Here is a 23,035-nt window from a genome sequence, read left to right as displayed (position 1 = left end):
GGAGGGCGCTATCATGACTAATCAATCACTAGTATTACAAGCAGTCGAGGCTGCACGTCCTCATTTTTCGACTATCGTTGCTGAGAACCAATCGGGTCTTGATACAGACTTAGAGCTGGAATATGTGGCATACATTCTGGAAAGCTTTGGTGAGTCGATTACCTCTAATATGGATGCGAACTCAGTGTATTGGAGCATACTGAACCAAGCGACCATTGGTTTGTCTGTTGAGGAAGGCTTGAATCACGGCACCTTTTTGTATCGTCACGATTATGTATCGAATTTCTTCGTGTTGGAATTTATGCCGACATACCACGGACTGATTCACTTAGCGTTCGAGTCAGGTGAAATGGCGCAAGTTACAGCGGATCAAGTTTTTAGCAATGACCAATTTGTCTATCATGGCTCTCGTTCACTGCCTGAGCATACTTCTCAAGGTGCCTATGCAAGTGGGGACTTACTATGTGCTTATGCTGTTGGGGAGACACTGGGAGGGCATGTTTATTGTGAAGCACTATCCCGTGAAGAGTTGGATGAGATCGAGCTTATGGCGGCTATGAGTTTCAGTTCTAACCAGTCGGTTTGGAATACTGCATTTGTTGGTCAGATGCGTAAGAAATCTGCAATTCGTAGAATGATGCGCTTGTTGTTCAATCAACTCGGTTTCGATAAGCCTCATTACCGCAGTCGTATTAAAACGCTCATGAGCGTAGAAGATAATATGTGGACGAACATGAAATCCACCATGGACCACGAGATCGCTCGTGGAAAGAAAGAGAAGCAATTATTAAGTTCAAACCAAAACAACGTTCCTGTTAACACCTTTGGACAGCCAATCAAGAACACCAATACTGTGTGTACTTCGAAGGTAGTTACACACACAGGTGAGTCTGCTGCTGATTTGATTAAGCGTGCAGGTTCCACTGATGGACCAAAAATGGAATTTATTCCTCCGGTTCAAGATGCAACAGAACAACCGTCAACTGATAACCCATCGCCAACCACTCTTGGTTCTGATGGCTTTATGGGCGGGTGGGGGTACTAATGACGAACACTGAAACTTACAACGAACCTGAGCGACTGCCTACTGCGAATATCATCACGCAAGGGAAGAAGAATGTATTCCTCACTCATTCTGTAGTGAGTGGTCGCTCCAAAAAACTGATCTACAAAACTAAGCGCAGCGATACCGGCTCTGTCAAAGAAGTTGAGTGTACTCAAGAGCAGGCCGATGTGTATATCCACCAGCAAGTCGTGAAGAGTTTGCGAACACATCCTGATGACATTAACTTGCCACATATGTCTATGTTAGGTCTTCCCAAGGAATATAAGGCAGTGCGTGAAAGAGATGTTCTGGTCCGTTTTCGAGTTCCCGAGGCGTCAATGTCTTGGATAGATAACGACATCCTCTCCGTTGACTCGACGACATGTTTCCATTCAGATTGCAGTTTTTTTCCTACTTCTGGCACAAGTAATTTTACCCTTGCTGTTCTGACAATTTACCCTGTGGATTCTGGATATTTTGCAACGTTGAAAACTGAACAAGGGTATACCGGTCTTCCTATGAGCCATTGGATGTCGTTAGTACCGATATGGCGAAAAACGGTGGTGAAGACAGAAATTGCGATTCTGATTGACAGTGAAGCTCAATCTGATTTACCTGGTCTTGCAAAGATGGCGAATAAACGCGGGTATACTTTCCTCGGAGCGATATCTGGTTTCTTCAATAAAGTAGAAGGCAGTTCTGAAGCTCTCCTTAGTCAGCTATCTGCCTGTAAGCTGTTTGCTGATGCTCGTGTCCCGGCTGAACCTACTATGGACGATGAATTTGGGTTTGCCTTTTCCATGGCCACCAATTCTGTGTATCGATTCGATGCAAGACGCTCAATTCTACTGACCATCATTGATTTCGATTCAAGCACCAATACATGGGTACTTGGCTTTACTGATACCGGTGAGCGATTAACACAGATCCCTTATTCTTATGACGACTTCTTTACGATGGGTTACCAAATTGCTGTTGTGGCGAGTTTTCGTGAGCAAGAATTAGTGAAAGTCTTTAGCTATCAATTCCACTCTAGTTGTCTCGATGAAGAGTCCTCTTCAAGCCAGCTAGAGACGAAAATTTAATATTCGGTGCTGCACCTCAAAGCCAATCTCCCCCCGTTTTCTATTCTCGGCCCCTGTTTATGCTTACCTAACGCCAATATGGGGGGAGGGGGTGTTTTGTTGATTTAGTATCTACTCATCAAAGACAAGAAGGTGATAGATACATGAATACAACTAAAGTGCCGAGCACTCACTCTGATCACGACACACAACCTGTACCCAGTCAGTTAATTGAATCGATGGAACGCTTTGAATTTGATTCGATGACAGAAGCACAGGTAGAAACCGCTTTTGAATACCTAATGGAGCAAGTGTCGTAGAGTATATTTCCGGCATTTTACCCGTGTTCCAATCTGTCATCATGACAGAATAGTAAGAGATTTTGATTGTTTAGTGTGACTAGCTTCATTCTGATTTGCTTTCATCTTGTTGGCATTTCCACATTCTCATCACACCTGTTTGGTCACTACTACAACAAAATTTCTTTCTCATACATTGAAGCCTAACATTCAGTCAGTTCCCGCGTTTATGTATCGCAGAGCTGACTTTTCGTATGTTAGTGGTGGCTTCAAACCCATTACTCCTTACTCACGTCCGTTTATGAATTGCACAACATGGCCGATAAGTACAATAGTAGGACGCGTCCTACTATTTTAAGTTATTGTTTTTGTTGTGTTTTGTTTTTTCCTCTATCGTTCCCCTATCTTTTGCAGAAAAGTACATCATTAGTTTAAAACTGTATCGTAAGTCGAATTTCAATAAATTTATCCAAAATTGACTTATTATATCTTTTCTTACCTTTAATATTGGTTCATACTAGCTTTCAAACAGGCCACTGGTGGATATTGCTATGGGAACAATGACAGAGAAACAGCTCAAGACGCTTGAATTAGTTGACGAACTTGGGGACGGAGGTGCTAAATTCTTGGAATTGCGCCGCGAAACAAATGAAAAGCAACCTCGTTCTTTCACACAAGCTGAGGCATTGAAGTACCTCGAATGTTCTCAAAAGGTATTGACCGATTTAACGAAAGCGTTAGGTATCGATCCTAAACGCTATGCTGAGGTTGGTATTCAGTACTACCTGACTCTTGAAGAGCTGTACTTGATCCGCGATAACATGCCGAATACCACCGTTCTTAAGAAAAGACACAAACCATTCCAAAGAACAGCGAAACAAAAGACGCAGATTATTGCCGTTCAAAACCAAAAGGGCGGGGTATCTAAAACGTCACTGTCCAATACAATAGCAACAGGTTTGGCGATTAACTATCATGTTGGTTACAAGATCTGTCTTATTGACATGGATGGCCAGTCAACTCTGACAAGTTTCTACCCTCCAGTGCATAAACACGAAACCAAACACATTGAGCGAAATGGAGCTAAGTATATTTCTGACGCTCGCACCAGCATTGGCGACTTGATGACTCTTGATCCTAATACAGAGACGTTTCAAGACGATGTGCGCAACGCCGTTTCAGATACGCTCATCCCCAATCTGAAAATTATCCCTGCGTCCCAGTCTGATAGAGACACGGAATCTTTGAGTACCAGCGACGATTTGAAGAAGCAGAATGTTGACCCTACAACGCGTTTGAAAAATATCTTAGATGCACTCGATGGTGAGTTTGACATCATATTGATTGATACTCCGCCTTCATTGGGTTTTGCAACGTTGAACAGTTACTTCGCTGCGACTAGCGTGCTGATTCCGTGTAAGGCGGAACATAACGATACCGATGCAACTTGTGCGTACTTTCAATATCTTGACAGCATCATCGGCAACTTCATTGCTAAAGGTCATCAAGGCTACGATTTTGCGAAGATTGTCATTTCCAACTGGAAGGGCAGTGACTCTGAACTGGATATCTTCAATGCACTAGTCAGTCAGTTTGGCGACGCGGTATTGTCGACCAAAATGAAACACAGTGAAGCCGTGAAACGTTGTGCGTCCGAGCATAGCAGTGTATTCGAATTTTCTAGGTCAATGGACAGTAAGAAAGGTAAAGCGTTGGAAGCGGCGCAGGCAAACTGTAAAGAAGTGGTGGCCGACATTCATAAGCTGATCACGGACGTTTGGAAACAACAGGACAAAGGTGAGGAGCAATAATCATGGCCAATAACCGTCTAAAGAAAATCGCTGCTGCTAACGCTGCTAAGGCCGCACAAGAATCACCTTCAATCACTGAACCTGAAGTGGAGAGTGTGTCGAGCTCACAACGCAAGCCCCAAGCCTTCATGGGTGGTAATGAGCGCGAAACCACTATGACCTTAGCACAGGGGAAGTTGGCTTCCATTGAAGCTTCACTAAAGGAGGGCGGCATTAGTCTCCAAGAGTTTTTAACTGAGACTAAGAAGCTGGACTTTGCGCAAACAGGTCGTGAGATTAAGTCCATTGATGGTACAAGCTACCGTGCTATCCAACGTACCTTGTCATACGATGAGATTATGACTTTGGTTAGGATTGACGTGGACAACGTTCGTGAACAGTCGAGCCGCAATACGATTCAACTCAACAAGATGAGTGATGAAATCGAGTTCGGTATGCAAATTTCACCTGTACTTGCTTACCAAGGTGAAGATGGCCTGATCTATGTCGTGGATGGCTCATGTCGTACTGATATTGCCATGGATAAAAAAGTGGGGCTGGACTTTGAAATATTAGATCAAATCCCAACACCTGAAACCATTACCTGGCTGGTGGCGTCGTCTGACATCAAAACGTCTTTCAATTACTACGAAAAGGGCAAGCTCTATTCTCGTTTGATGGAAGTGAATGATTGGTCGGCGTACAAATTAGAGAAAGAACGTCTATACGAAAAATCAGACATCTCACTCTCCCTCGCTATCTACTCGATGCCTGACAGTCTGAAGAGCCTGTTTTCAAACTATGCCTTTAGTAGCCGAGATGCCAAGTTCCTTCGTAAATTGATCGGCACGGTTTCAGAGAGTGAAGATAAGCAAAGTGCCTTCACGAAATGGATTGACGAAAACCGCTCAGAATTCGAAGCCATGAATGCAGAGGAAGTGAACAAAGAGCTTATTGCACGGTTGAAAGATTGGAGTCCTGTTTCTCCTAAATTGGGGGGCATTAATAAGGAACCTCAATCGTGGGCAAAGAATGGGAAGGTATCGGTATCATTCCAAGTCGTGAGTAAAACAAAGTCGAAAATTGAACTGAACAATGCAACGCCTGAGCAGATTGCTCAATTAGAAGAGTTCAGCAAAACTTTGTTTGGTTAGGGCGGTTTTTGGGTAGTAGGACGCGTCCTACTATAAACTCAGTGGCATAATTATCTCTTGATGCTGGTGGTCAAGCAGCCATGTAATAAAAGCCCTTGCTATAACACGATACTGACTTTCCCTGCGGTCTATTGTCGAACTAAAAAAAAGCTCCCATCATGATGGGAGCTTTCGATAACGATAAGTTATTGATTAAGAGCGTCTTGTAACTGCCCTAATACAAATGCCTTATCTTCTTCACTCTTTAAGTCTAGGGCTTCAATAAACCCTACACTGTTAATGAGTTCCTGCAATTTAACTTTATCCAAAGTTGGGCCAATTAACTCAAGGATATTGTGTAACATATCGACTTGAGCGTAAGGACCATATCCCCGACCCAATTCATGAGAATGGTCGATGAGGGAGTCAGTAAATGAGTTCATAGTAACTCCATACTTGGTGTTCTACCGTACAAAGACAGGTAGGTTGGCGGGTTAGTGTGGTTACTTAGTTTCGGTAACTACTATGTCAGTGCCTGAAAACGAAACAGTGAACGTGAGGTTGTTGAGGTTGCGCTTCATACCAGAGTCCCTGAATGCTTCATCAAGCATTTTTTGAATCAACACTTCAGGGCTTGACGCTCTGAGTTTGTTGTACAATTTCTCAAGCAGATAATTGTCGCGGTCTTTGTCACTTTCACTAAAACATCCCCATTCATCTTCGTAGTTGGCATAGATTCCTAGTGCGGTTGATAAATGTTCTCTTTCTGGAATAACTAACGTTCCATAATCAAATTCATCACCAGACACAACTACGGCATCCGTTTCTATGACTACCTGACCATATTCTCCTTTCAGCGTGTATTGGTCGCACATAACGACAGGTATTGAATACATGCCATTGAGTTTGGCCGTCGAAGTAGGGTTAACCAATTCGATACTGACATCGAGTTCACTCACTTCGCGGATTTCACACTTGTGGATCCAGTGGTCTGCATGCAGGCCGCACACGTTGACAAACAAAACATTTCTTAAGTGCTTCAGGTAGTTGATGTTGATGGTATCTTCTTCACTTTCATGCTCTGGGAGGGCAAAGAGTAAAGATGATTCCACTTCAGCGCGAGAAATCGGCTGTTCAAGTTGGCTATGTTCTACGCCATCATATCCAGCGAGTCCGAGCTCGTAACTTTTGGTATCCCCAATCTCAGACTTCGTTAAATAGTCAACGTTGTTGAGAACTTGAGGGGCATAGTTCACGGCTTTTCTCCATAGTAAACGGTCGAACGCAAACGACTGGCCAAGACGTTTCAGTTCTTTTTGGAGGAACTGCATCATCAGGGTTTGAACACTCGTTCGAATTGATTGCTTGACAGTTTCTGCATCTAACAATTCAGCTCGATCAGGCATTCTTGCTTTTACATCGTCGTTCAAGTGAACGATATGATGAGGGTTTAACTGGTTTGAACTGGTGACCGCATTGGTGCTAGAAATCAGTGCGCCTTGCAGGTATGCCAGCCAAGATAAACCGTTGTGTTTAGTGTCAAAATAGATACTCCCGTATTCGAATTTGTGCTCGATGTATTGGGTCGAACTTTCTAAAGTCGTTCTTGAGTGATTTTTAAACATCAGAACTCCATTTAGAACGACGTCAATGTCATAGCCTTCACCAATTCGATCAACCTCACGGTTATATTTGCTAGAAGTTAAATAGCCAAATAAAGCGTCGGAAATACCTTCCAGTTCAATCAATGTACCGTTCCCTCGCAGGCTGTCTTCTATCACGATAGATTCACCCGAAAGGATGGCTTCAGTACTTGATGAAAGCATTTGATGCTGACTTTGGATTTTGATGTGTTCGCACGCGAAGAGAGTGCTTAAAAATCCCATTCCGTATGGATTACATTTGTCTACATCGCTTGGCCAGCCTGACTCCGCGATAGAAAGAAGCTTTTGCATGTCTGCGATACCCGAACCATCGTCCAGAATCGTTAAGCAGGCACGGCCATTTTCGACTGATGTGGTAAACGATATGGTTGTAGCATTGGCGCGGGAAGCGTTTTGAATCAATTCATTGATCACTTTTCCGGTATTGGAAAAAATCGCACCAAGGTTCGAAAGAAAATTGTTTTCATTAATTTTGATTTGAACTGAGTTGTTTGAGTTAGTCATAGTCTTATCCTCGATATAGGGTAGGTAATGAATCTGCGAAGCGCTGGGTGAGCACATCACAAGGGGTTACAAGCCGGTTATAAGCGCATTCAACGAGACATAAATGCCTGAAGGGGAACGATTGACCGGGAAGTTTCATCCGATTGGATGAGGTTCGTTGTCATTGCTGGACAATGAGGTTTGTTAAGTGCTGGTGGAAGTACCAGGTTCTAACAGGGGGTTAAACTCTGTGTTTGTGAATCGTAAATGTTAGCCAAAGTGTTATGCCTGCCAAAGCCCAAGAGAGTAGGGTGATCAACAAAACATGACGCCATGTTTCACAGAATTCGACCACATTATGGAATGCAGAAGGGAAGTCTGTGCTACGAACGACAAGAACAGGGTGAATACAGAAATAAACCGTCGTTAAACCAAATAGTATGGTGAACAAAGTGCTTAATTTCATGGATAGTTCCTCACGGGTAGGTGATATCGCAGGTACATAAAAAACACCAAAGAGGTGTGTGTTTTGAACCGTTGATTGGGGTTAATTACGGGTAGTAATGCGAGTGGGTAACTCTTGTTGGTGTCAAAGTGCATTGACAGTAAGGACATGCATAGCATGGGAGAATTGGAAGCTCTCCAGCTTGGAGAAAACGATCACTAATACTAGTGATGATGTTTTCGGGTTGAACCGTATCAATCTAGCGTATGGGGCTGAAATAAATGGCAATTAACGAATCCAAAATACATGTTTCGAGCTCTCGTTCAGTGGGTTACGTACTAAGTGGGGGGAGATTGCTAGGCCAGGTATGGGAAACGTCGTATATTGAATTCAACGAATAGCCGGGGAGCAGCAATGGAGAATGAAGTAAAGCGGGTAATGTGGCATAGCCATGGATGTCGTGAGCTGATTGATGTGATGCGTTCATTGTCTCTCAGTGACATCCAATATCTGTGTGAGCAGCCAAGCCCAGTTACCACTGAATTTATTGACGAGTTCGCTCATTCAAAATGTTATGTCTTGTGCGAGGGTTTGATTGTGGCTGGAGAACGTAGCCGGTTCCCGATTCGAGGTGTGATTCTGTCTGAGTATGGCGTTGACCTTCATTACCTCAATGCTTTCGATATTGAAGGGAAAACGATATATATCGATGCCTATGGGCTATTTACACGTATTGAAGATATCTCAAGGCGCTATCAGATCGACGAAGCAAACATGACGGTTTTTGAGTTCGACTTCTATGGACTACAGTGCCGAAACCCTGACATGCCGGTCGTCGTCCTTCGGGAAACGTTAGATGCGCTTAGACAAGGTATTGGTTCACCCGTGGACTACGTTCGCTTTAGAGACAATGCTTGTCGTCACTTGCTATTGAATATTCAAAATGAAATTAACTAGGAGGGAAGTATGTTAGCTCAGTATTTTGATCGTATAGATGAAAGCATCGACGCGTTGCTGGCCACCGACTTAACAGAGACTCAGAAAAAAGCGATCTTGGCGTTGGTGAAAGACTCTAGCGAAGAGGTGTTGGCCTCATATAACAGAGCGGTTCGAGCAGAAACCAAAGTCAATGTGATGAAGACGAAGTATGACACGATCTGTTTGAGTGCGATGGATGCCGCGAGTGGAGTGCATTAAAAAAGGCCACTGTGAAAGTGGCCAAGCTGTGTTGTTTGCTAGTTTTATTGGTTTTGTTACTCCGATTGTTGCGAAGCCAGCCTGTTCATTTCATCGACGGACATTAGCTTAACAACAAGAGAATCTGGTAACTGACCATGCACACTAGCTGCAGGTAGCACCACTTTCCCTTCAGAGTTCAATATCTGGATCATGTTGTTGTTATATTTTTCTATAGCAGCAAAATCATAACCCTGAGATTTAAGAGCCGAAAACGCTTTACCAAACGGGTAAAACACAATGGGGTGTTGGCTTAATGACGTTTCACTTTGTTTGTCGATCACCATCATGGCATAAGCCATTACCCCTGATAGGACCATTAACCACACTAAGATGATCTTCGGCAATAGATTTGACGTCTTACTTTCCGTTTGCGTTTGCGTTGCTTCAATCACGGTCGGTTCTTCGTCGCCTTTAGGTTCGTCGGGCATTGTTGGTTTTGATGCCTTCTCAATGAGTTGTTCAAGCTCCTGACTGGAATTCGACGCCTCAGTTGGTTGGTCATTTTTCTTTTCATTATCACCAGTGGCCATATTAGATCTCCTTAAACGTCAGTTTTAAAGGGGCTTGAAGTAGGAAGGTCACTTCTTGCATTGCTGGTACGTCAACGGTTGGCCAGATTTCTTCCAACATTTTTACGTAGTATTCCGAAATGCGGTCCAAAGATGAGGCGCCACCTTGGAGTACTGCCGAGGTGCCTAGTGTCCCTAGATCGGGTGTTTGAAAGCCTGTTCCGTCAGAGTTGATGTCGACACCCGGCACCCTTGATGGGGCAATACCTTGTGCCAGTCCAGAAAAGAAACCCGCCCACATGGAGCCTTTCAATACTTCACCGTTTCGAGCAACTAACGTGCCTGGAATCCCTGCCTGACCGTCAGAGCCAGTAGCAAAGCCTTGCGCCGCTGCTTCTGCCGTGAGTCCGTCCTCATCGATGCAGACCACTTTTTCTAGTCTCATGTAGGCTCTGCGGTCTGACAATTGACCAATGCCGGATAATAGTGCCTGACAGTCTCTTAGGTCAGCACGATAACCATTTGGCAACAGTGCATCTGTCTTGATGCGCATGACCGCCGGAAGGGGCTCTCTCGCTGAACCAATACTGGTTGGAGCTTGCATGCCTGATAGCAAAGTACCGGTTACAAGGCTGGTGGTTGGCAATGAAATTGAATACCCTTTTTGCTCAGGTTTTTGCTGATAGTTCTTCAAGGCTGCAGCCAACTCCATTTCTTTCTGATTCAATGCCTCACGTTTTTGCGCCTCTGACATTTCATCTTCATCGACCAGTTGGTTCGCTTCTACTAAGGTTTTTACACGCCCGTCTTGCAACAAAATCGCATCATTCCCTTCATCGACACTTCGAATGCCTGCAAGAGCTGGGGGAGGGGAGCTGCGCAACTGGCTCACTTGTTGGTTCGGCACGCCATTAGTGTCGACAGTGATTTCCGTTGCGTTCCCGTGTCGATCTACAACGACTTGGCGGCCTTGTCGGATTTGGTTCGGATCATAGTTGGTTCTTTCCAATTGTCGTTTGCCTGACTTCCATTCGGCAATCTCAGCATCTTGATCGGCCATTTTTTGACGAAGACCATCGACCTCTTGTCTTAACAGGTCGTACTGGTAATTGTCATTACGTGCCGACGACTTTTTATCGATAGCCGAAATTTCAACTAAGGCGTCACGAACTCCGTCAACGTCTTCCCTCTCTAGTTGGGTACGTGTGCTCGAAGGCATGAACACTTTTTCGATTTTATTCGCGTCTGCGTTCGGTCGTTGAATTTTGCCCGGATGAATAAATTGCATCGCAACATAGGCGGCAGGAACAATACAGACGCCAATCACCCCATATCGGAAATTTTTGTTGGTTTCCCAAAGCTCTTTAAAGTTAATCTTCATGGTTCACCTCGATTAATCCAGAAGTGATGGACGTTCATTGCGAGAATGCATACGTTGGTAGTACAGTCGGTCGCGCAATACGTATACTTCGGTTTTTTCTGATGGCTTTAAGGTCGCTTTGTTTAAGATACCCGTTGCGATCACGTCATCATCTACCCAGCAATCCTGCTCTCGCAAAACCACATTTCGATTCGTAACGTTTTTAACCAATACAACGTCCACGATTCGTCGAGACGATATTAAACGTTGTTTCGTCTCTGCATATGTTCCAAATCGACAAGGACGTAACGCGTCTCGCGGAATGTTGGTCTGCAAGTCAAAACCTGTAGGTGTTGCTTTTCCTGCCGTTTGCGCAAACAGTTTGTTGATACCCTCGACGTATGGAGATGACTTAACTTCAGGATCACTGGCAATGGCCAATTCAGATTCCATATCTTGAATGCGCTTTTCTTGCTCAATTTTATCCTGTTTTTTGGACGCCAATACGCGGTTCACTTTTGCTTGTAGTGCTTTGTTGTATCGGACATCGACTTGTACCATTGCAGGCATGACATCAAGTGGCCAAATCGTTAAGTTAACTTGGGTTTCAGGCACCCCTTTTTCGAACATAATGATATTAAAAGGGGCATCGTTGTTAGATGTGAAATAGATAAAGCTACCATCCACTTTCATGACAACATTGGGATCTGAACTGCGAATGTTAATTTCTTTGAAAGAGGTGCGAATACTGTTGAGAATGTACTTTGCTGCAGGCAACGTAATATTGTCTGAAGGGCGTAGTTTGTACTTCTGAACCGGCTTAAACTTTTTCGCCATTTGTCGCTGCATACGTTCGAATGCAGTCAGAGAAGGTTTCGGTGGTTGGGCCGTTGGTGGTGTTGCGACAATCACGTTCTTGTCTGATTGGGTGACTCTTCCAAATTCATCGACGGATTTTGTGCTGACAATAGGTTGCTTCGCAGCTGGGTCATTGATTGGAGTGAATTGACTTAATGACTCTTGCTTATCGGTCGGTAAAGATTTGACTACTTGGTCAACCATTGCCGCAACAGCTGCTTTATTTTCTGGTTGCGTTGTTTGTCGCTCCACTTTCGAGCCAACAGGTTCAATAGGGATGACGTTTTGGTTTGCCATTGCACCGAATGATAACGTGGCACAAAGCAAGGTCGTATATCTAGCGAGGTGATGTAAATTTTTCATAACGGGACCTACTTGTCTTGCTTGCGTTCGATACGATTGCGTTCTATCTGCGGAGCGCCTTCGTATTGGTCAATGGACTTCATCTTTGGACTACCGTGTGCATTGGCAATCTTGAGTTCGTATGTCCAGCGTACTGCACGGCGTTCATCGCTGTTATTGCCGCGTTTCTTCCGCTCAGTAAGCTTACGCTCGCCGTAAACAATCACTTTGTCGTATTTGTTATCGTAGAACACATCTAATACGTTGAACTCTTGCACTTGGTCCCTGATGTCTAAAGCTTTCACATGACTGATCACTTGCTCATTCAATGCATCGTAATCTCGAATGGAGAGCATTGGTTTGAGCGTATCTAAGACAATATCCACATTACGGACATTCACGTTACCAAGCATGCTGGCAATGAATATGCCCCATTGCTTCTTGTAACCTGAGTTGGCTTTGTTGCCTATCATGACAATTTCTTCAGAGAAATTAGGCGGGGTAACAACGGTGATGGGTTTCGCTGTCATTACCTTAAACGCTAGAAATGCGCAGATAATGATGGACAGCCCCATCATCTTCGTCATTTTGTTGCTGTGGTCGATGGCTGCTTGCCAAGAACGTTGGACATTCGAATCTGAATCATGCTCCAGTTCAGACTCATCCTGCCCCTTTTTTTTACGGTTAAATATATTCATAGCAAACCTCAAACTTTTGCTAAAACAACACATAGAATTTAAAAACGGATCGCTACAAAGAGTTAGCGAAAATAAGTACGGTTAAATGCTTCTGGAAACGATTTACGGGATTTAAAGTTAATGATTCCAGCCCACCACAACATGTGTTTGAGCCGACCTTTGGGATAGTTATCTTTGACCCATGAATAGGCGAGAGCGAAAAGAATGGCGATTCCACCGATAAGTAACAGGTTCTTGCTGATGTGTCCGATAGCGATACCGACAAGCAAAATCCCCGCTGTATCCGACTCCATTCCGATCACCGATTGTTTGTCGTTTACTCGAAGTGGCACATAGGTTTGATTGTTCGGTAGTTGAGGACGAGCATCATTATTGATGTCTAACTTACTCATATGACCCCCTTATGTACTTCTGGGCCTCTTCTATAAGGCCCAGAGACATCTGTTGCTTTATACCGGAAGACCGGCAGTTAGCATGGTAGTGATAATGGTTTGAAGTTGCGCCAGCACCAGCATGATGATGACAGAAACACCAAGACCGATAAGGTTTGGTCGAACCATTGAGAAGATGATGATCCCTGCGAAAGAACAGAACGCGATAATTTGTCCAGGAACACCTTCAGCAAAGCTCACTAGTTCATCAAATAGGCCTTGGAACGCATCACCACCTGAACCGGCAATGGCCGAGACGGTAAAAAACATAAGCGCGAATGTAATTAAGCCGAGGTATGTCGTCTTTGAATCTACTTTTTGTACATCATTGACGTTGATTGTGTTTTGCATAGAAATATCTCCAATAATTCCGGTAAATACCTTTTAAGTAGGCCCTTGAATCATTGCAGGTAACCTAATTTTGAATTCCAAATAGTGAGCCGTTTTTTTAGGTTTATTTGTTTTTTTACATAAGCACCTGTTATTTATGCTTATTTTTATGTGGCAAAATCTTGATTTATCCAAAATTTCATTGTTGACAATCAATATGCTTTATTGAGTTCCATGCATCGACCAACTGTGACTTTCATATTTCAGGCGGATGACGGGTTCTGAGTACAGAGCTGCAGCCAGAATAGAAAGGGCTTCGATGGCGATGATTTCAACCACCAGCGATACCAAACGGGGGGAGGTTTCTAGGTACTCTGACGAGGGGACGTTACTATCAATAGACAGCGTTTCTGCCGAGGAGAAGAATCATGAATGAACGATATTTGGCTTTCAAACAATGGTGTCCAACTGGCACCAATTGGGAGTTCATGGCTTTTATTGCTAAACGAAAAGCGGAGTTTACGGGTCAACCGGCTTGCTCGGGGCATATCTCTGACCAGAGTGCATTTTCGGCGTATATCAAAGATTGGGTATCCGCTAATACCACCAGCAGCGCCCATTCTTAGATTCCATTATCTAATGGGTTTCTTCATGTGTATGCGGTTTGTAGATTTCCGCTAATGATTTGGGACCTTTCTTTTTGGTCTTTTTGGTGGTGGCAGGGGAGTGGCTGTCGGTTTGTTGGATGGCTTTTTCGTGTTCTTTGGCAGCATCCGAGAACGCATTGCTTTCCATTGCGTTTTTTCGAAGTTTATTCAAGCGGTCGAGTTTTGCTTCAAATTCAGGCGTCATACTATATCTCGCTAGTTATGCACTAACTCTGTTATACGACGAAACCCATGACGGTTTAGCAATTTACCAGTCCATTTTCATGTGTTAGGTAATTTCGCCTTTTTCACTCGCTATTTGTCAATCTGTAAACTCATTTAGATACAATGAGGATGGTATGGAACAATCGTCGAGGGTAAACATGGATCGTGGTATTCAAGAGCAAATCCAACAATGTGCATTCACACTATTTCCTATTCTGGCCAGAACACCACTCAAGCCATTGGCAATTGGGGCTGGTGCTTCTTTACACAAAACGCTCTGCCAATCGTTCGAGCAGGCAGATGTCTCTGTATATCTGGATAGGTTTTTCTCCAGTAGGGAATACAAGCTGGCGTTAATCAATTGCTATCGAGCTTCCTACACCCGGTACAACCTTGATGGTTCGCCATCTTCATCGACAGTGAATGAACATGAATTATTAGGACTCGCACGGCACGGCATTTTTAAAAATAAAAAAGGACTTACTGAAAAGGCTGCTCAATTGGTAAGTGAACAAAAGCGGTACGTCTCTGCTCGGAAAAAGCAGTTGAAGGACAAGGTTATGCGATTGAAGCAGTCTGGTTTTAGTGATCAGTTCTTGTTACACCGATTGGGGAAGCGCATCGAGCCGTACCTGAAGGTCAATTCCATCGGCGTCCAATTTTATTCAGAGAACATGATTAACGAAGCGCGAATGATGAAGGAGCGCACTTCTTCTATGACATTGAAAGAAATCAAAGTGTTTCAGAAAGCGCTCTATGACCAAGGCGTTCCGGTGTACTTAATCCTTATGTCCACAAACTATTATGAACCCTTGCTCTATGAGTTGGTCCGAGATGGCGAACCGGATAGCAAGTACTCACAAGTCGCGTAATATAAAAAAGAGCACTCAGGTGCTCTTTTTTATGTGGGTATATTTTTACTAATGAAAGGTTGGCGTTGCTTCTGCACGCATGTTCAGTAGTCTGAGAACCAATTTGTCGATCGCTCGTTTTTTCGTAAAACTGAGTTTTTCATACGGCTCAGTGTCAAACAAATCGCACATTAGACCGGATTGTCCGTTTTGGTTTACATCGTGTGTTTCGGTGACAAAGCCAGAGCCATCTTCTTTTCTTTGAATCGGCCAGAATGTGCATGTCTCGTCTACACGGTCATTGATCAAAAACACCATATACTCTTGTCGTGTAGGCGACATCGAAGGTTTGATGTCTGGGTTGGTACTCATCCAAGCTTCTAGAACGAACGTGTATTTGAGCACGTTGAGTTTACCCATAAGAACGCGCAGCGCCATGGTCATCTTTTCTTTGCTGTCTTGGTCTGAGATTGGGAACGAATAAATGCGTACTTTGCCATCAGCACATTCCAATACGATTGATGGATCAGCAGTACTTCTTGCCTTGAGTAGATCGTTAGCGACGATTTTTTGATTATTCATGTCCATATTAGCCTCTCTTTGCCTTTCAGGAGTCTGTGTGATTTGTATCAGTCGTAAGTGATCTCGTAGTCACTGCCGTCTTGCCATGGCGTTTGAGTAATGATGTAGGCAACTCGGTTAACCCAATGGCATCCATTGACAATCACCCATTTACTGTCGATAGGCTCCCCCAGCTCATCCTCTTCTTCATCTACGTCAATCTCAATGATCGTCCAAACTCGACTGGCGTCGGTTTTTTTGATGGTTTCTAGGTCGTTGCCATAGGTTTCGAATGAGATGCATTTTTCATCAAGGAAGATGGCGCTACCCCCATTCTCATTGATGATTGGTTTAAAGGATTCCACCCAAGTTTCAAAAGTAAGGTTGTTCATGCTGCATCTCCGTGATTGCGGTTTAGAGATACTTTAGTGGATGAATGTAAGGGCTCCCCCCGTATTGGTTAGCACGGTAGATAGCGATTGACTTGCCACAGTGAGTGGGGGGAGGGGAGATAGGTCGAATCTATTCTTTAGCTGTCATCACACACAACAGATTGGAGAAATTTCATGGCAATGTTTTGGGGCAACAGTTGGTATCAAGTCATTCATGATGAGATCGCATATTGCGGCGTTCTAATGCTATCGAAGTACCCAAGTGCTGATGGTGGTTACGACAGTAAAGGCAATGAGGTTGTAGAAGTGATCATGCCTTCGTTACCTGAAAATTCAGGCTTTTCCTTCATTGAGCATAAAGACCAACGATCAGCGATGCTGGCCTGCAAAAGTCATATCTTAGATAAATCGAGATTGGATTTGCTTGCTCACTTATGGGTGGTCAATGACGCTCAATGTGATCTTGAAGAATATAAGGTTCAGCTGAAATCCGATCCTACCGAACTTCAGTATTGGGAATCGAAAATTGCCTCCAGCAAGGAAACCATTGAAGACTTTCAACTTAAAGCCAAGAACTTGAAGCAAATTCGTAAAAGTAAAATCAAGGAATTCCTCGAAAGCGAAATTGTGGACATCGCGACAAAGCAAGCTCAAGAGGTGGCATTAGCTGACTAAAACGGGACGTAATGGTGTACCCAGTCCCCCGAACTTTTTTAATTTGGAGATAGACATGAAGCAATTATTTTTAGTCGTTACACACGCAGAAGGCGGCGAACCTGAATCATACCTTGTGCATGCCACGGACGAAGACATGGCATGGGATAGGCTCCTTCATTGGCTTGAAACCAACCAGTTACTTGATGGTACGACCGAGCAATACCTAGACCATTGCAAGCTCTTGGATGACATGCAAAGAGCAGCAGTTGAAGCGCCGGATGAGGTATGTCAGTTCGATGCTACTTATGAGGCGTTGGATTTCGAGTTCCTTGAAGTATTCGCTCGTGAGTCTCTGCCTGATGTGGAAGCCGCTGTCTTGTCGTCGCTGATGGAAAAGCTCAAAGCCGCTCATGAAGCTCGCTATTGCTAAATGACACCTTGTTCGATTCTTTCTCTTAACACCTTGGAGATCATGACATGAAAGTTGATGTGTATCTGAACTTACATCGCTCCACTGATACGACGCGTGTGTATTCTATTCGGTCACGAGAGAAAGAGTCTTATGGGAAGGTGATTGGCTACAGTCCTTCATTGTCATTGATGGACTGCGAGTTTGTCGTAAGCGAGAAGGGGCAAGCAAGAGTTAAACGTGAGAAATCAAAACTGGTGCATGCTGTTGTCGGTGAACAACAAAGATTGAAACTTTTCTGTTACGCAGAGCTGATTGCTACGTGACGCTATAGCAAAGATTTGACAATAAAGATCAAAACTCAATTTCACTCAATAGGCCAACTTAAAGCAAGAAGTAACAATAAAGTTAGAAACTTTTAGATGCTTTTTGTCGTAGTCTGTCTTTTGTTGTAGCAAACTTTTGCCCCATTTCAATTCAGCGCAGCTTTTCCTAACATTTTTACGATATCATCTTTGCCTAATTTATTGTAATGCGACAAACTTAATACACCCCCTAGATTTAGTATGAGCATGCATACAGTGCGAGTAAAAATAGAACAAAATGAAGATGGTGATCACTACTTCTTAATACCTGATGAGTTACAGAAAGATTTATCTTGGGATGAAGGTGATTCAATAGAGTGGATTGATAATGGTGATGGAAGTTGGACTTTAAAGAAGCTTAGTCGGTTGGAATCATTAAAACTCAAAGCATTTGACGACCCAGCTGTTAAAGCTGAGTATGACCGATTAAAAGATGACTCTGAGTTTGATCTTTAGCCAGTCAAGTCAAGCTATTCTGGTCGTAGTCAAACTACCAAACAACAAGCTTCCCAAATGTACAATAGCCCGTTCCACAACTCATCTTAACGTACTTCTTCTCCTTTCTTTGTTGTAAATCCATCACGCAGGGTGCGTGATGAACTTACTTTTGCCCCATAACAAGCTAGAGCAGGAATGAGGCTATACTAAAGATTCGTAATTTGACTTACTTTTCTTTATGCCTAGAGTTCTGACTATGTGGCCAAATTTACTAATCCACAACACATATACTTATGAAAATACACGGCCATTAAAAGAGAGTATCAGTAGATACTCTCTTCAGATTGATCTTACCTCTCTGAAGGGTGAGTCCAGTCAAAAGCCTTTAATGGGGCATCAACTGGTGTATGAGATAATGCATTGGTGAAATTTGAAATGAGTTTGCAAGCTAAGCCTGTCAACACTTCAAGTGCATGCCGCTCAGTGTATCCTACCGTTAGAAAGTTCTGCAACTTTTCATCACCTATATGACCACGATTATCTAGTAGCTCTTTAGTAAAGACATGCAACGCTTGTAGTTTGACATCAGGTAACTCATTTCCTTCCCGTAGTGCTTCAATAATGCTTTCTGGCATATTAGCTGATTTCATGATCCACGTATGACCAGGAACGCAATAGTGACAGTTGTTTTCAAAGTTTGAGGTCATCAGAACCACTTGAGCTTCGAGTGGACTGAATAGTGTACTTTGCGTGAATAACTCATAAGTCTTCAAATAAGCTTGATAAGTTGCGGGAGCATCTGCTAGCACTTTATGTAAATTTGGAATTAAACCAAGTGATTTTTTAGATTGCTCCATCATTTGCTTTGAAGCTTCTGGTGCTGTTTCAATATTGTGGTAGTTAAACATAATAATTCTCTCGGTTTATTATTTATTAATGGTGAAAGCGTTACGTAAGGCTTGAGTTAATCGTTCTTCGCTTGCTCTTAGTCGATAGTCTTCAGACTGATCTATCCATTGGATGACACCATGTTCATCAATTAAGACCGATGTTGGGATAGACATTGATTTGTATTCAAATGAAGTAGGAAATGGCAGCCCTAATACTGTTTTTGTTTTAGACGAGTCAGCCCCTAAAGCCTTGTGGTGTTCAACGCCGTATTGTTTAACTACTTTGAGTTCTGGGTCTGACAAAAGAAGAAAATCTAAACTATCTCGTTCGATGTGCATTTTTGCTTGTTCTGCCGTATCTCCCGACAACGCAACGACCTTAACGCCATATCGATCTAGGGTCGGTTTCATATCGTTAAACATTTTTAATTCAGCACTACAGTATGGACACCAAGCACCTCGGTAAAACTTGAGTAGAACGCGTTGATTTTTTATGTCATCAGCCGAATAAATCTCGTTGTCATATGTTGTTGATTCGAATTGTGGGAACTTATCTCCAATTACAACTTTAATATCACCTAGAGGAGTATCTTTTTGACTGAATACCCAAATGAATTTACCACCAAGAAATATGGAAAAGCTGGACATTAAGACAACGAAAACAAAGCTCCAATGCATATTTATAATCCCACTGATAATTGCACCTAGCCCCAAAAGGACACCTGCCGCAAGTGCTAGCATAAGGATGATAGGATTTTTGGGAGGCTTGTTCTTTTTTACTTTTAGAAAGTAATGCAAACTTCCAATCACCGTTGAGGCAAATCCAAGTAGTGATAGTGCTATAGCTGAAAACATCGTTTGTTCCTCATTGTTTTGTTTAATTGTACCAGTTAGTACATTTGCAATTAATGTACTAACTAGTACAATAGGTGTCAATAAGAATTTTATGTAGTTGTATAGATAAATGGCAAAGAAAAGACAGTTTGACGAGATAGAAGTGCTTGGAGTTATGGCCAAATATTTTTGGCAGCATGGTTATGCGTCGACTAAGGTGGATCAATTATCGACCGTTACAGGATTAACTAAAACCAGTATTTACAACGCGTTTGGCAACAAAGAAACCGTGTTTAAATGTATAGTAGATTTCTATGTTGAGCATCACATGTCTGTGGTACTCAGGAAACTCGACTCAGATAAATTAATATCAGAGAATCTTCAATATTTATTTGATAGTGAGTTCTTAAATCCAGAGAATGATCTACTCACTTACGGCTGCTTAATTACAAACAGTATTGTTGAATTAAAATCAAACGAACCAGCCCTCTATGAGTATGTTATTAAGAAGTTTGAACAAGGTCGTATTGCAACACTGGCATTTTTTACTCAATATGAGAAAACAGAACGACTTATTGATGGTATAGATGCGGAGCATTTGACCGACTATTTCCTTACGTTTCGTCAAGGACTCAAAGTTCAATCAAGAGGGCAAAGACCACATGAATCTCTCGCTCGATCTATACACGTATTCATGCTTGTATTGAGTACATTTGAAAAATAGATTATGCGTAGGCTATTCTCGAGCTTTAGTTTTGTTGTCGAGTTTTAGATGTCTAATGATTATGAATGCAGCACCGTAGCAACACGATTCTAGTTGAGCCAATTAGTTAATCGAGCAGGTAGACTGCTTTATCCTTATCGCAATACTATTGAATGGTGCCTTTAAATGAAAACAATAAAATATAATGGACGTATTGTTTTTCAAAAACAAGATATACCCAGTTTCAAACGTATGCCGCGCGTATTTGTAGACAGTGAAGCGTGTTTTGCGTTTGTCACAAATGGCGATTTTAACGTCAGGGAACAGACAGAATCTGCTTCATTGAACAAAAACTGCGGAATACTGGCAAAATGCACTAACTACTTTTATGAAAACACTAGCTATCATAATGATGAAGGTGCAGGTGAAGCGATTGGTATCCTTCTCTATCCTGAAATATTTCAGTCACTGTTTAACTTTGATATTAGCCAGTCAAAATACAGGGTCGATTATAATATTTTGCAGGTTGAAGTGGACAAATTGCTAGAGCACTATCGTGATAGCATCAGTATATTGCTGGATTCTCCAGAGTTGGCGGATGATTTGCTTATCGAGAGCAAACTACGTGAATTTGTCATTCTTATGGCGAAAAGAACCGGCGCACCTTCTGAACTCGATTTTCTTGCTTCTATGTTTAAACCTAACTTTGCCAAATTTGAAGATATTATCCAAAGTAATCTGTATGCGGATCTGAGTGTGGATGAGTTGGCAGCACTGTGTCATATGAGTGTTTCTACTTTTAAACGTAAGTTTAAAGAGGTGTATTCAGAACCCCCAATAAAATACATTAGCAAATTAAAAATCAACAAAGCTAAAGTGTTACTGAAAGATAATAGCTTACGTATCTCCGACATCGTTTTTGAAACGGGTTTCGAGTCGGTTTCCACGTTTAACCGTGCCTTTAAAGGACAAACAGGCCTATCCCCTTCTCAATTTCGTTTAACTTGACACCACCGCATTTTAACCTTTCTATTCAGGTTGGCTCGTTTGAACTAATGTGAGCAATTTTTGAACTTTTATGGAGAGCTCTGTACCTCCAAATTCCATATAGTTACCCCATCAACTAAACACAGAGAAAGGTAACGAATTATGGGTATCAGCTTTAAAGAAAAATATGGTGATTGGGCACTTATCACAGGGGCAACATCAGGCATTGGCGCAGAAATGGCAAGCCAGATTGCGGCAAAAGGATTGAACGTTGTTTTGGTCGCTCGTCGAGAAAAAGAGCTTGAAGAGCAAGCTACGTTGCTTACGGAACGCTACGGAATTAAAGCAATGACAGTTTCTGCTGACTTAAGTACGTCAGAAGGCGTCGAAAAAGTTAAGCAAATTGACAAAAGTATTGGGCTACTTGTACTAGCCGCTGGTATTGAAGTTAATGGTTCGTTTGCTAAATCATCTCTAGAGCAAGAGTTGAAGATGATACAGCTTAACGTTACCTCTGTATTGCAACTGACTCACCACTTTACACCAGCGATGATCGAAAGAAAAAGAGGCGGTATTTTAATGGTATCAAGTCTTTCTGGTCATATGGTTTCCCCATATTTTTCAAATTATGCAGGTACCAAAGCCTATGTTCTTCAGCTAGGTGCATCTCTTCATGGCGAACTTAAACCCAAAGGTATTGATGTAACGGTTCTTTCTCCTGGGTTAACAACTACACCGATGACTGCTGATAATGGTGTTGACTGGTCAAAACTACCTATGGTTGCAAAAGATCCTGCGGAAGTAGCAGAAATAGCTATCAATGGTTTGGGTAGAAAAGCAGTTGTGGTTCCAGGTAAACGTAATCGAATGACCGCTATTCTTTCTGGGATCATCTCCCACCAAAAGCAGGCAATAATGGGTGAATCAATGATTGGAAAAGCAATGCCCAAGAACAAAATGTAACCCCCAACAGTTTAAAACTTTAGTGAAAGAAAAAGGGAAAAAGCAATGATTAAAGTATACGTAATATACCCAAATAACGATGATGTGATTTTTGATTTTGATTACTACTGCAACAAACATGTTCCTATGATAGGAGAGCTTCTGGGAGACGCACTAAAAGGGGCGACAGTAGATGCAGGGCTAACAAGTGTTGTTCCTGGTGAAGCAGCGGCATATGTGGCGATTAGTACAATTTCATTTGAATCTATAGAGTCATTTCAAACGGCATTTGGCCCAAATGCAGAGAAGATAAAAGCTGATGTACCGAACTTCACTAATACCGTTCCAACAATTCAGCTTTGTGAGCAAAAAATATAGAACCGCAACTCTCTACGGTGAAAATGAGCAGGATACCGAATAATAAACAATTTGGATTCAGCTTAG

31 protein-coding genes are annotated in these 23,035 nt (G+C 42.7%); 17 read left to right on the top strand and 14 right to left on the bottom strand.

The window, feature by feature from the left end:
* Window positions 1-13: 13 nt before the first annotated feature.
* The 5 genes from AB6E78_RS03760 (at window position 14) to AB6E78_RS03740 (ending at window position 5,352) form a co-directional block, all read left to right on the top strand.
* A complete protein-coding gene (locus AB6E78_RS03760; RefSeq protein WP_081230253.1) occupies window positions 14-1,045 on the top strand; it encodes a recombinase RecT in 1,032 nt (343 codons plus the stop codon).
* The gene (locus AB6E78_RS03755; RefSeq protein ID WP_372128876.1) at window positions 1,045-2,130 is read left to right on the top strand and encodes a hypothetical protein; all 1,086 of its coding nucleotides are present in this window, start codon (window positions 1,045-1,047) and stop codon (window positions 2,128-2,130) included. Before AB6E78_RS03760 ends, AB6E78_RS03755 begins: the two co-directional genes overlap by 1 nt.
* 143 nt (window positions 2,131-2,273) lie before the next feature.
* Window positions 2,274-2,429, top strand: coding sequence for a hypothetical protein (locus AB6E78_RS03750; protein WP_154724030.1), 156 nt, complete (start codon window positions 2,274-2,276; stop codon window positions 2,427-2,429).
* A gap of 530 nt (window positions 2,430-2,959) precedes the next feature.
* Window positions 2,960-4,219, top strand: a complete 1,260-nt coding sequence (locus tag AB6E78_RS03745; RefSeq protein WP_372050575.1) for a ParA family protein — start codon at window positions 2,960-2,962, stop codon at window positions 4,217-4,219.
* 2 nt (window positions 4,220-4,221) lie between these two features.
* The gene (locus AB6E78_RS03740) at window positions 4,222-5,352 is read left to right on the top strand and encodes a hypothetical protein (protein WP_136987026.1); all 1,131 of its coding nucleotides are present in this window, start codon (window positions 4,222-4,224) and stop codon (window positions 5,350-5,352) included.
* 185 nt (window positions 5,353-5,537) lie between these two features.
* Here the strand turns inward: AB6E78_RS03740 and AB6E78_RS03735 are convergent, their stop codons facing one another.
* From AB6E78_RS03735 to AB6E78_RS03725, 3 genes are all read right to left on the bottom strand, one after another.
* The gene (locus tag AB6E78_RS03735; protein ID WP_086714996.1) at window positions 5,538-5,774 is read right to left on the bottom strand and encodes a hypothetical protein; all 237 of its coding nucleotides are present in this window, start codon (window positions 5,772-5,774) and stop codon (window positions 5,538-5,540) included.
* A 60-nt stretch (window positions 5,775-5,834) separates the two neighbouring features.
* Window positions 5,835-7,499 (bottom strand): ATP-binding protein, encoded by a 1,665-nt coding sequence (locus AB6E78_RS03730; protein WP_372050576.1) that lies wholly within the window; start codon window positions 7,497-7,499, stop codon window positions 5,835-5,837.
* Between the two features lie 220 nt (window positions 7,500-7,719).
* Window positions 7,720-7,944, bottom strand: a complete 225-nt coding sequence (locus AB6E78_RS03725) for a hypothetical protein (protein WP_133150982.1) — start codon at window positions 7,942-7,944, stop codon at window positions 7,720-7,722.
* Window positions 7,945-8,337: 393 nt separating this feature from the next.
* Between AB6E78_RS03725 and AB6E78_RS03720 the strand changes: the two genes are divergently transcribed.
* A complete protein-coding gene (locus tag AB6E78_RS03720; RefSeq protein WP_136987024.1) occupies window positions 8,338-8,880 on the top strand; it encodes a hypothetical protein in 543 nt (180 codons plus the stop codon).
* A 9-nt stretch (window positions 8,881-8,889) separates the two neighbouring features.
* Entirely contained in the window at window positions 8,890-9,120 is a 231-nt protein-coding gene (locus tag AB6E78_RS03715) for a hypothetical protein (RefSeq protein WP_086714999.1), read from the top strand.
* A 56-nt stretch (window positions 9,121-9,176) separates the two neighbouring features.
* Here AB6E78_RS03715 and AB6E78_RS03710 read toward each other — a convergent pair whose 3' ends face one another.
* From AB6E78_RS03710 to AB6E78_RS03685, 6 genes are all read right to left on the bottom strand, one after another.
* On the bottom strand, window positions 9,177-9,692 hold the full coding sequence (locus AB6E78_RS03710) for a hypothetical protein (protein ID WP_136987023.1): 516 nt from the start codon (window positions 9,690-9,692) through the stop codon (window positions 9,177-9,179).
* 1 nt (window position 9,693) lies between these two features.
* On the bottom strand, window positions 9,694-11,052 hold the full coding sequence (locus AB6E78_RS03705) for a TraB/VirB10 family protein (protein WP_136987022.1): 1,359 nt from the start codon (window positions 11,050-11,052) through the stop codon (window positions 9,694-9,696).
* Between the two features lie 12 nt (window positions 11,053-11,064).
* The gene (locus tag AB6E78_RS03700) at window positions 11,065-12,252 is read right to left on the bottom strand and encodes a hypothetical protein (protein WP_372050577.1); all 1,188 of its coding nucleotides are present in this window, start codon (window positions 12,250-12,252) and stop codon (window positions 11,065-11,067) included.
* Window positions 12,253-12,260: 8 nt separating this feature from the next.
* Complete coding sequence (locus AB6E78_RS03695) at window positions 12,261-12,929, bottom strand: TraE/TraK family type IV conjugative transfer system protein (protein ID WP_372050578.1); 669 nt, start codon at window positions 12,927-12,929, stop codon at window positions 12,261-12,263.
* Window positions 12,930-12,991: 62 nt separating this feature from the next.
* On the bottom strand, window positions 12,992-13,321 hold the full coding sequence (locus tag AB6E78_RS03690; protein ID WP_136987019.1) for a type IV conjugative transfer system protein TraL: 330 nt from the start codon (window positions 13,319-13,321) through the stop codon (window positions 12,992-12,994).
* Window positions 13,322-13,378: 57 nt separating this feature from the next.
* On the bottom strand, window positions 13,379-13,711 hold the full coding sequence (locus tag AB6E78_RS03685) for a hypothetical protein (protein WP_081230238.1): 333 nt from the start codon (window positions 13,709-13,711) through the stop codon (window positions 13,379-13,381).
* 407 nt (window positions 13,712-14,118) lie between these two features.
* Between AB6E78_RS03685 and AB6E78_RS03680 the strand changes: the two genes are divergently transcribed.
* Complete coding sequence (locus tag AB6E78_RS03680; RefSeq protein WP_081230237.1) at window positions 14,119-14,316, top strand: hypothetical protein; 198 nt, start codon at window positions 14,119-14,121, stop codon at window positions 14,314-14,316.
* Between the two features lie 10 nt (window positions 14,317-14,326).
* On the opposite strand, the gene AB6E78_RS03675 is transcribed toward AB6E78_RS03680, so the two are convergent.
* A complete protein-coding gene (locus tag AB6E78_RS03675; protein WP_154724035.1) occupies window positions 14,327-14,542 on the bottom strand; it encodes a hypothetical protein in 216 nt (71 codons plus the stop codon).
* A gap of 178 nt (window positions 14,543-14,720) precedes the next feature.
* Between AB6E78_RS03675 and AB6E78_RS03670 the strand changes: the two genes are divergently transcribed.
* Window positions 14,721-15,434 carry a hypothetical protein gene (locus tag AB6E78_RS03670; RefSeq protein WP_154724241.1) on the top strand — a complete coding sequence of 238 codons (714 nt, stop codon included), beginning with the start codon at window positions 14,721-14,723 and terminating at the stop codon, window positions 15,432-15,434.
* A gap of 48 nt (window positions 15,435-15,482) precedes the next feature.
* On the opposite strand, the gene AB6E78_RS03665 is transcribed toward AB6E78_RS03670, so the two are convergent.
* Window positions 15,483-16,001 carry a hypothetical protein gene (locus AB6E78_RS03665; protein ID WP_136987017.1) on the bottom strand — a complete coding sequence of 173 codons (519 nt, stop codon included), beginning with the start codon at window positions 15,999-16,001 and terminating at the stop codon, window positions 15,483-15,485.
* 41 nt (window positions 16,002-16,042) lie between these two features.
* Window positions 16,043-16,366, bottom strand: a complete 324-nt coding sequence (locus tag AB6E78_RS03660) for a hypothetical protein (protein WP_154724134.1) — start codon at window positions 16,364-16,366, stop codon at window positions 16,043-16,045.
* Between the two features lie 174 nt (window positions 16,367-16,540).
* On the opposite strand from AB6E78_RS03660, the gene AB6E78_RS03655 reads away from it, so the two are divergent.
* From AB6E78_RS03655 to AB6E78_RS03640, 4 genes are all read left to right on the top strand, one after another.
* Window positions 16,541-17,041, top strand: a complete 501-nt coding sequence (locus tag AB6E78_RS03655) for a hypothetical protein (RefSeq protein ID WP_154724135.1) — start codon at window positions 16,541-16,543, stop codon at window positions 17,039-17,041.
* Window positions 17,042-17,096: 55 nt separating this feature from the next.
* Window positions 17,097-17,453 carry a hypothetical protein gene (locus tag AB6E78_RS03650; RefSeq protein WP_102305698.1) on the top strand — a complete coding sequence of 119 codons (357 nt, stop codon included), beginning with the start codon at window positions 17,097-17,099 and terminating at the stop codon, window positions 17,451-17,453.
* 47 nt (window positions 17,454-17,500) lie between these two features.
* Entirely contained in the window at window positions 17,501-17,758 is a 258-nt protein-coding gene (locus AB6E78_RS03645) for a hypothetical protein (RefSeq protein WP_154724136.1), read from the top strand.
* Between the two features lie 240 nt (window positions 17,759-17,998).
* Window positions 17,999-18,253, top strand: a complete 255-nt coding sequence (locus AB6E78_RS03640) for a hypothetical protein (protein ID WP_371724578.1) — start codon at window positions 17,999-18,001, stop codon at window positions 18,251-18,253.
* A gap of 332 nt (window positions 18,254-18,585) precedes the next feature.
* Here the strand turns inward: AB6E78_RS03640 and AB6E78_RS03635 are convergent, their stop codons facing one another.
* Window positions 18,586-19,143: a carboxymuconolactone decarboxylase family protein gene (locus tag AB6E78_RS03635; RefSeq protein ID WP_055024802.1), complete on the bottom strand. Its 558-nt coding sequence runs from the start codon at window positions 19,141-19,143 to the stop codon at window positions 18,586-18,588.
* Window positions 19,144-19,161: 18 nt separating this feature from the next.
* On the bottom strand, window positions 19,162-19,980 hold the full coding sequence (locus AB6E78_RS03630) for a peroxiredoxin family protein (RefSeq protein WP_055024801.1): 819 nt from the start codon (window positions 19,978-19,980) through the stop codon (window positions 19,162-19,164).
* Window positions 19,981-20,089: 109 nt separating this feature from the next.
* Between AB6E78_RS03630 and AB6E78_RS03625 the strand changes: the two genes are divergently transcribed.
* From AB6E78_RS03625 to AB6E78_RS03610, 4 genes are all read left to right on the top strand, one after another.
* Complete coding sequence (locus AB6E78_RS03625; RefSeq protein ID WP_055024800.1) at window positions 20,090-20,683, top strand: TetR/AcrR family transcriptional regulator; 594 nt, start codon at window positions 20,090-20,092, stop codon at window positions 20,681-20,683.
* 165 nt (window positions 20,684-20,848) lie between these two features.
* Window positions 20,849-21,670 (top strand): AraC family transcriptional regulator, encoded by an 822-nt coding sequence (locus AB6E78_RS03620; RefSeq protein WP_198589623.1) that lies wholly within the window; start codon window positions 20,849-20,851, stop codon window positions 21,668-21,670.
* Window positions 21,671-21,811: 141 nt separating this feature from the next.
* Window positions 21,812-22,612, top strand: coding sequence for an SDR family oxidoreductase (locus AB6E78_RS03615; RefSeq protein ID WP_055024799.1), 801 nt, complete (start codon window positions 21,812-21,814; stop codon window positions 22,610-22,612).
* Between the two features lie 45 nt (window positions 22,613-22,657).
* A complete protein-coding gene (locus AB6E78_RS03610) occupies window positions 22,658-22,969 on the top strand; it encodes an EthD family reductase (protein ID WP_055024798.1) in 312 nt (103 codons plus the stop codon).
* The last annotated feature ends 66 nt before the right edge of the window (window positions 22,970-23,035 follow it).

This window comes from Vibrio sp. 10N.247.310.98, from assembly GCF_041467395.1.
GTDB classification, from domain to species: Bacteria; Pseudomonadota; Gammaproteobacteria; order Enterobacterales; family Vibrionaceae; genus Vibrio; species Vibrio crassostreae_C.
The sequence above is the reverse complement of the archived record's forward strand: the minus strand, read 5'-3'. Positions and strand labels throughout refer to the sequence as shown.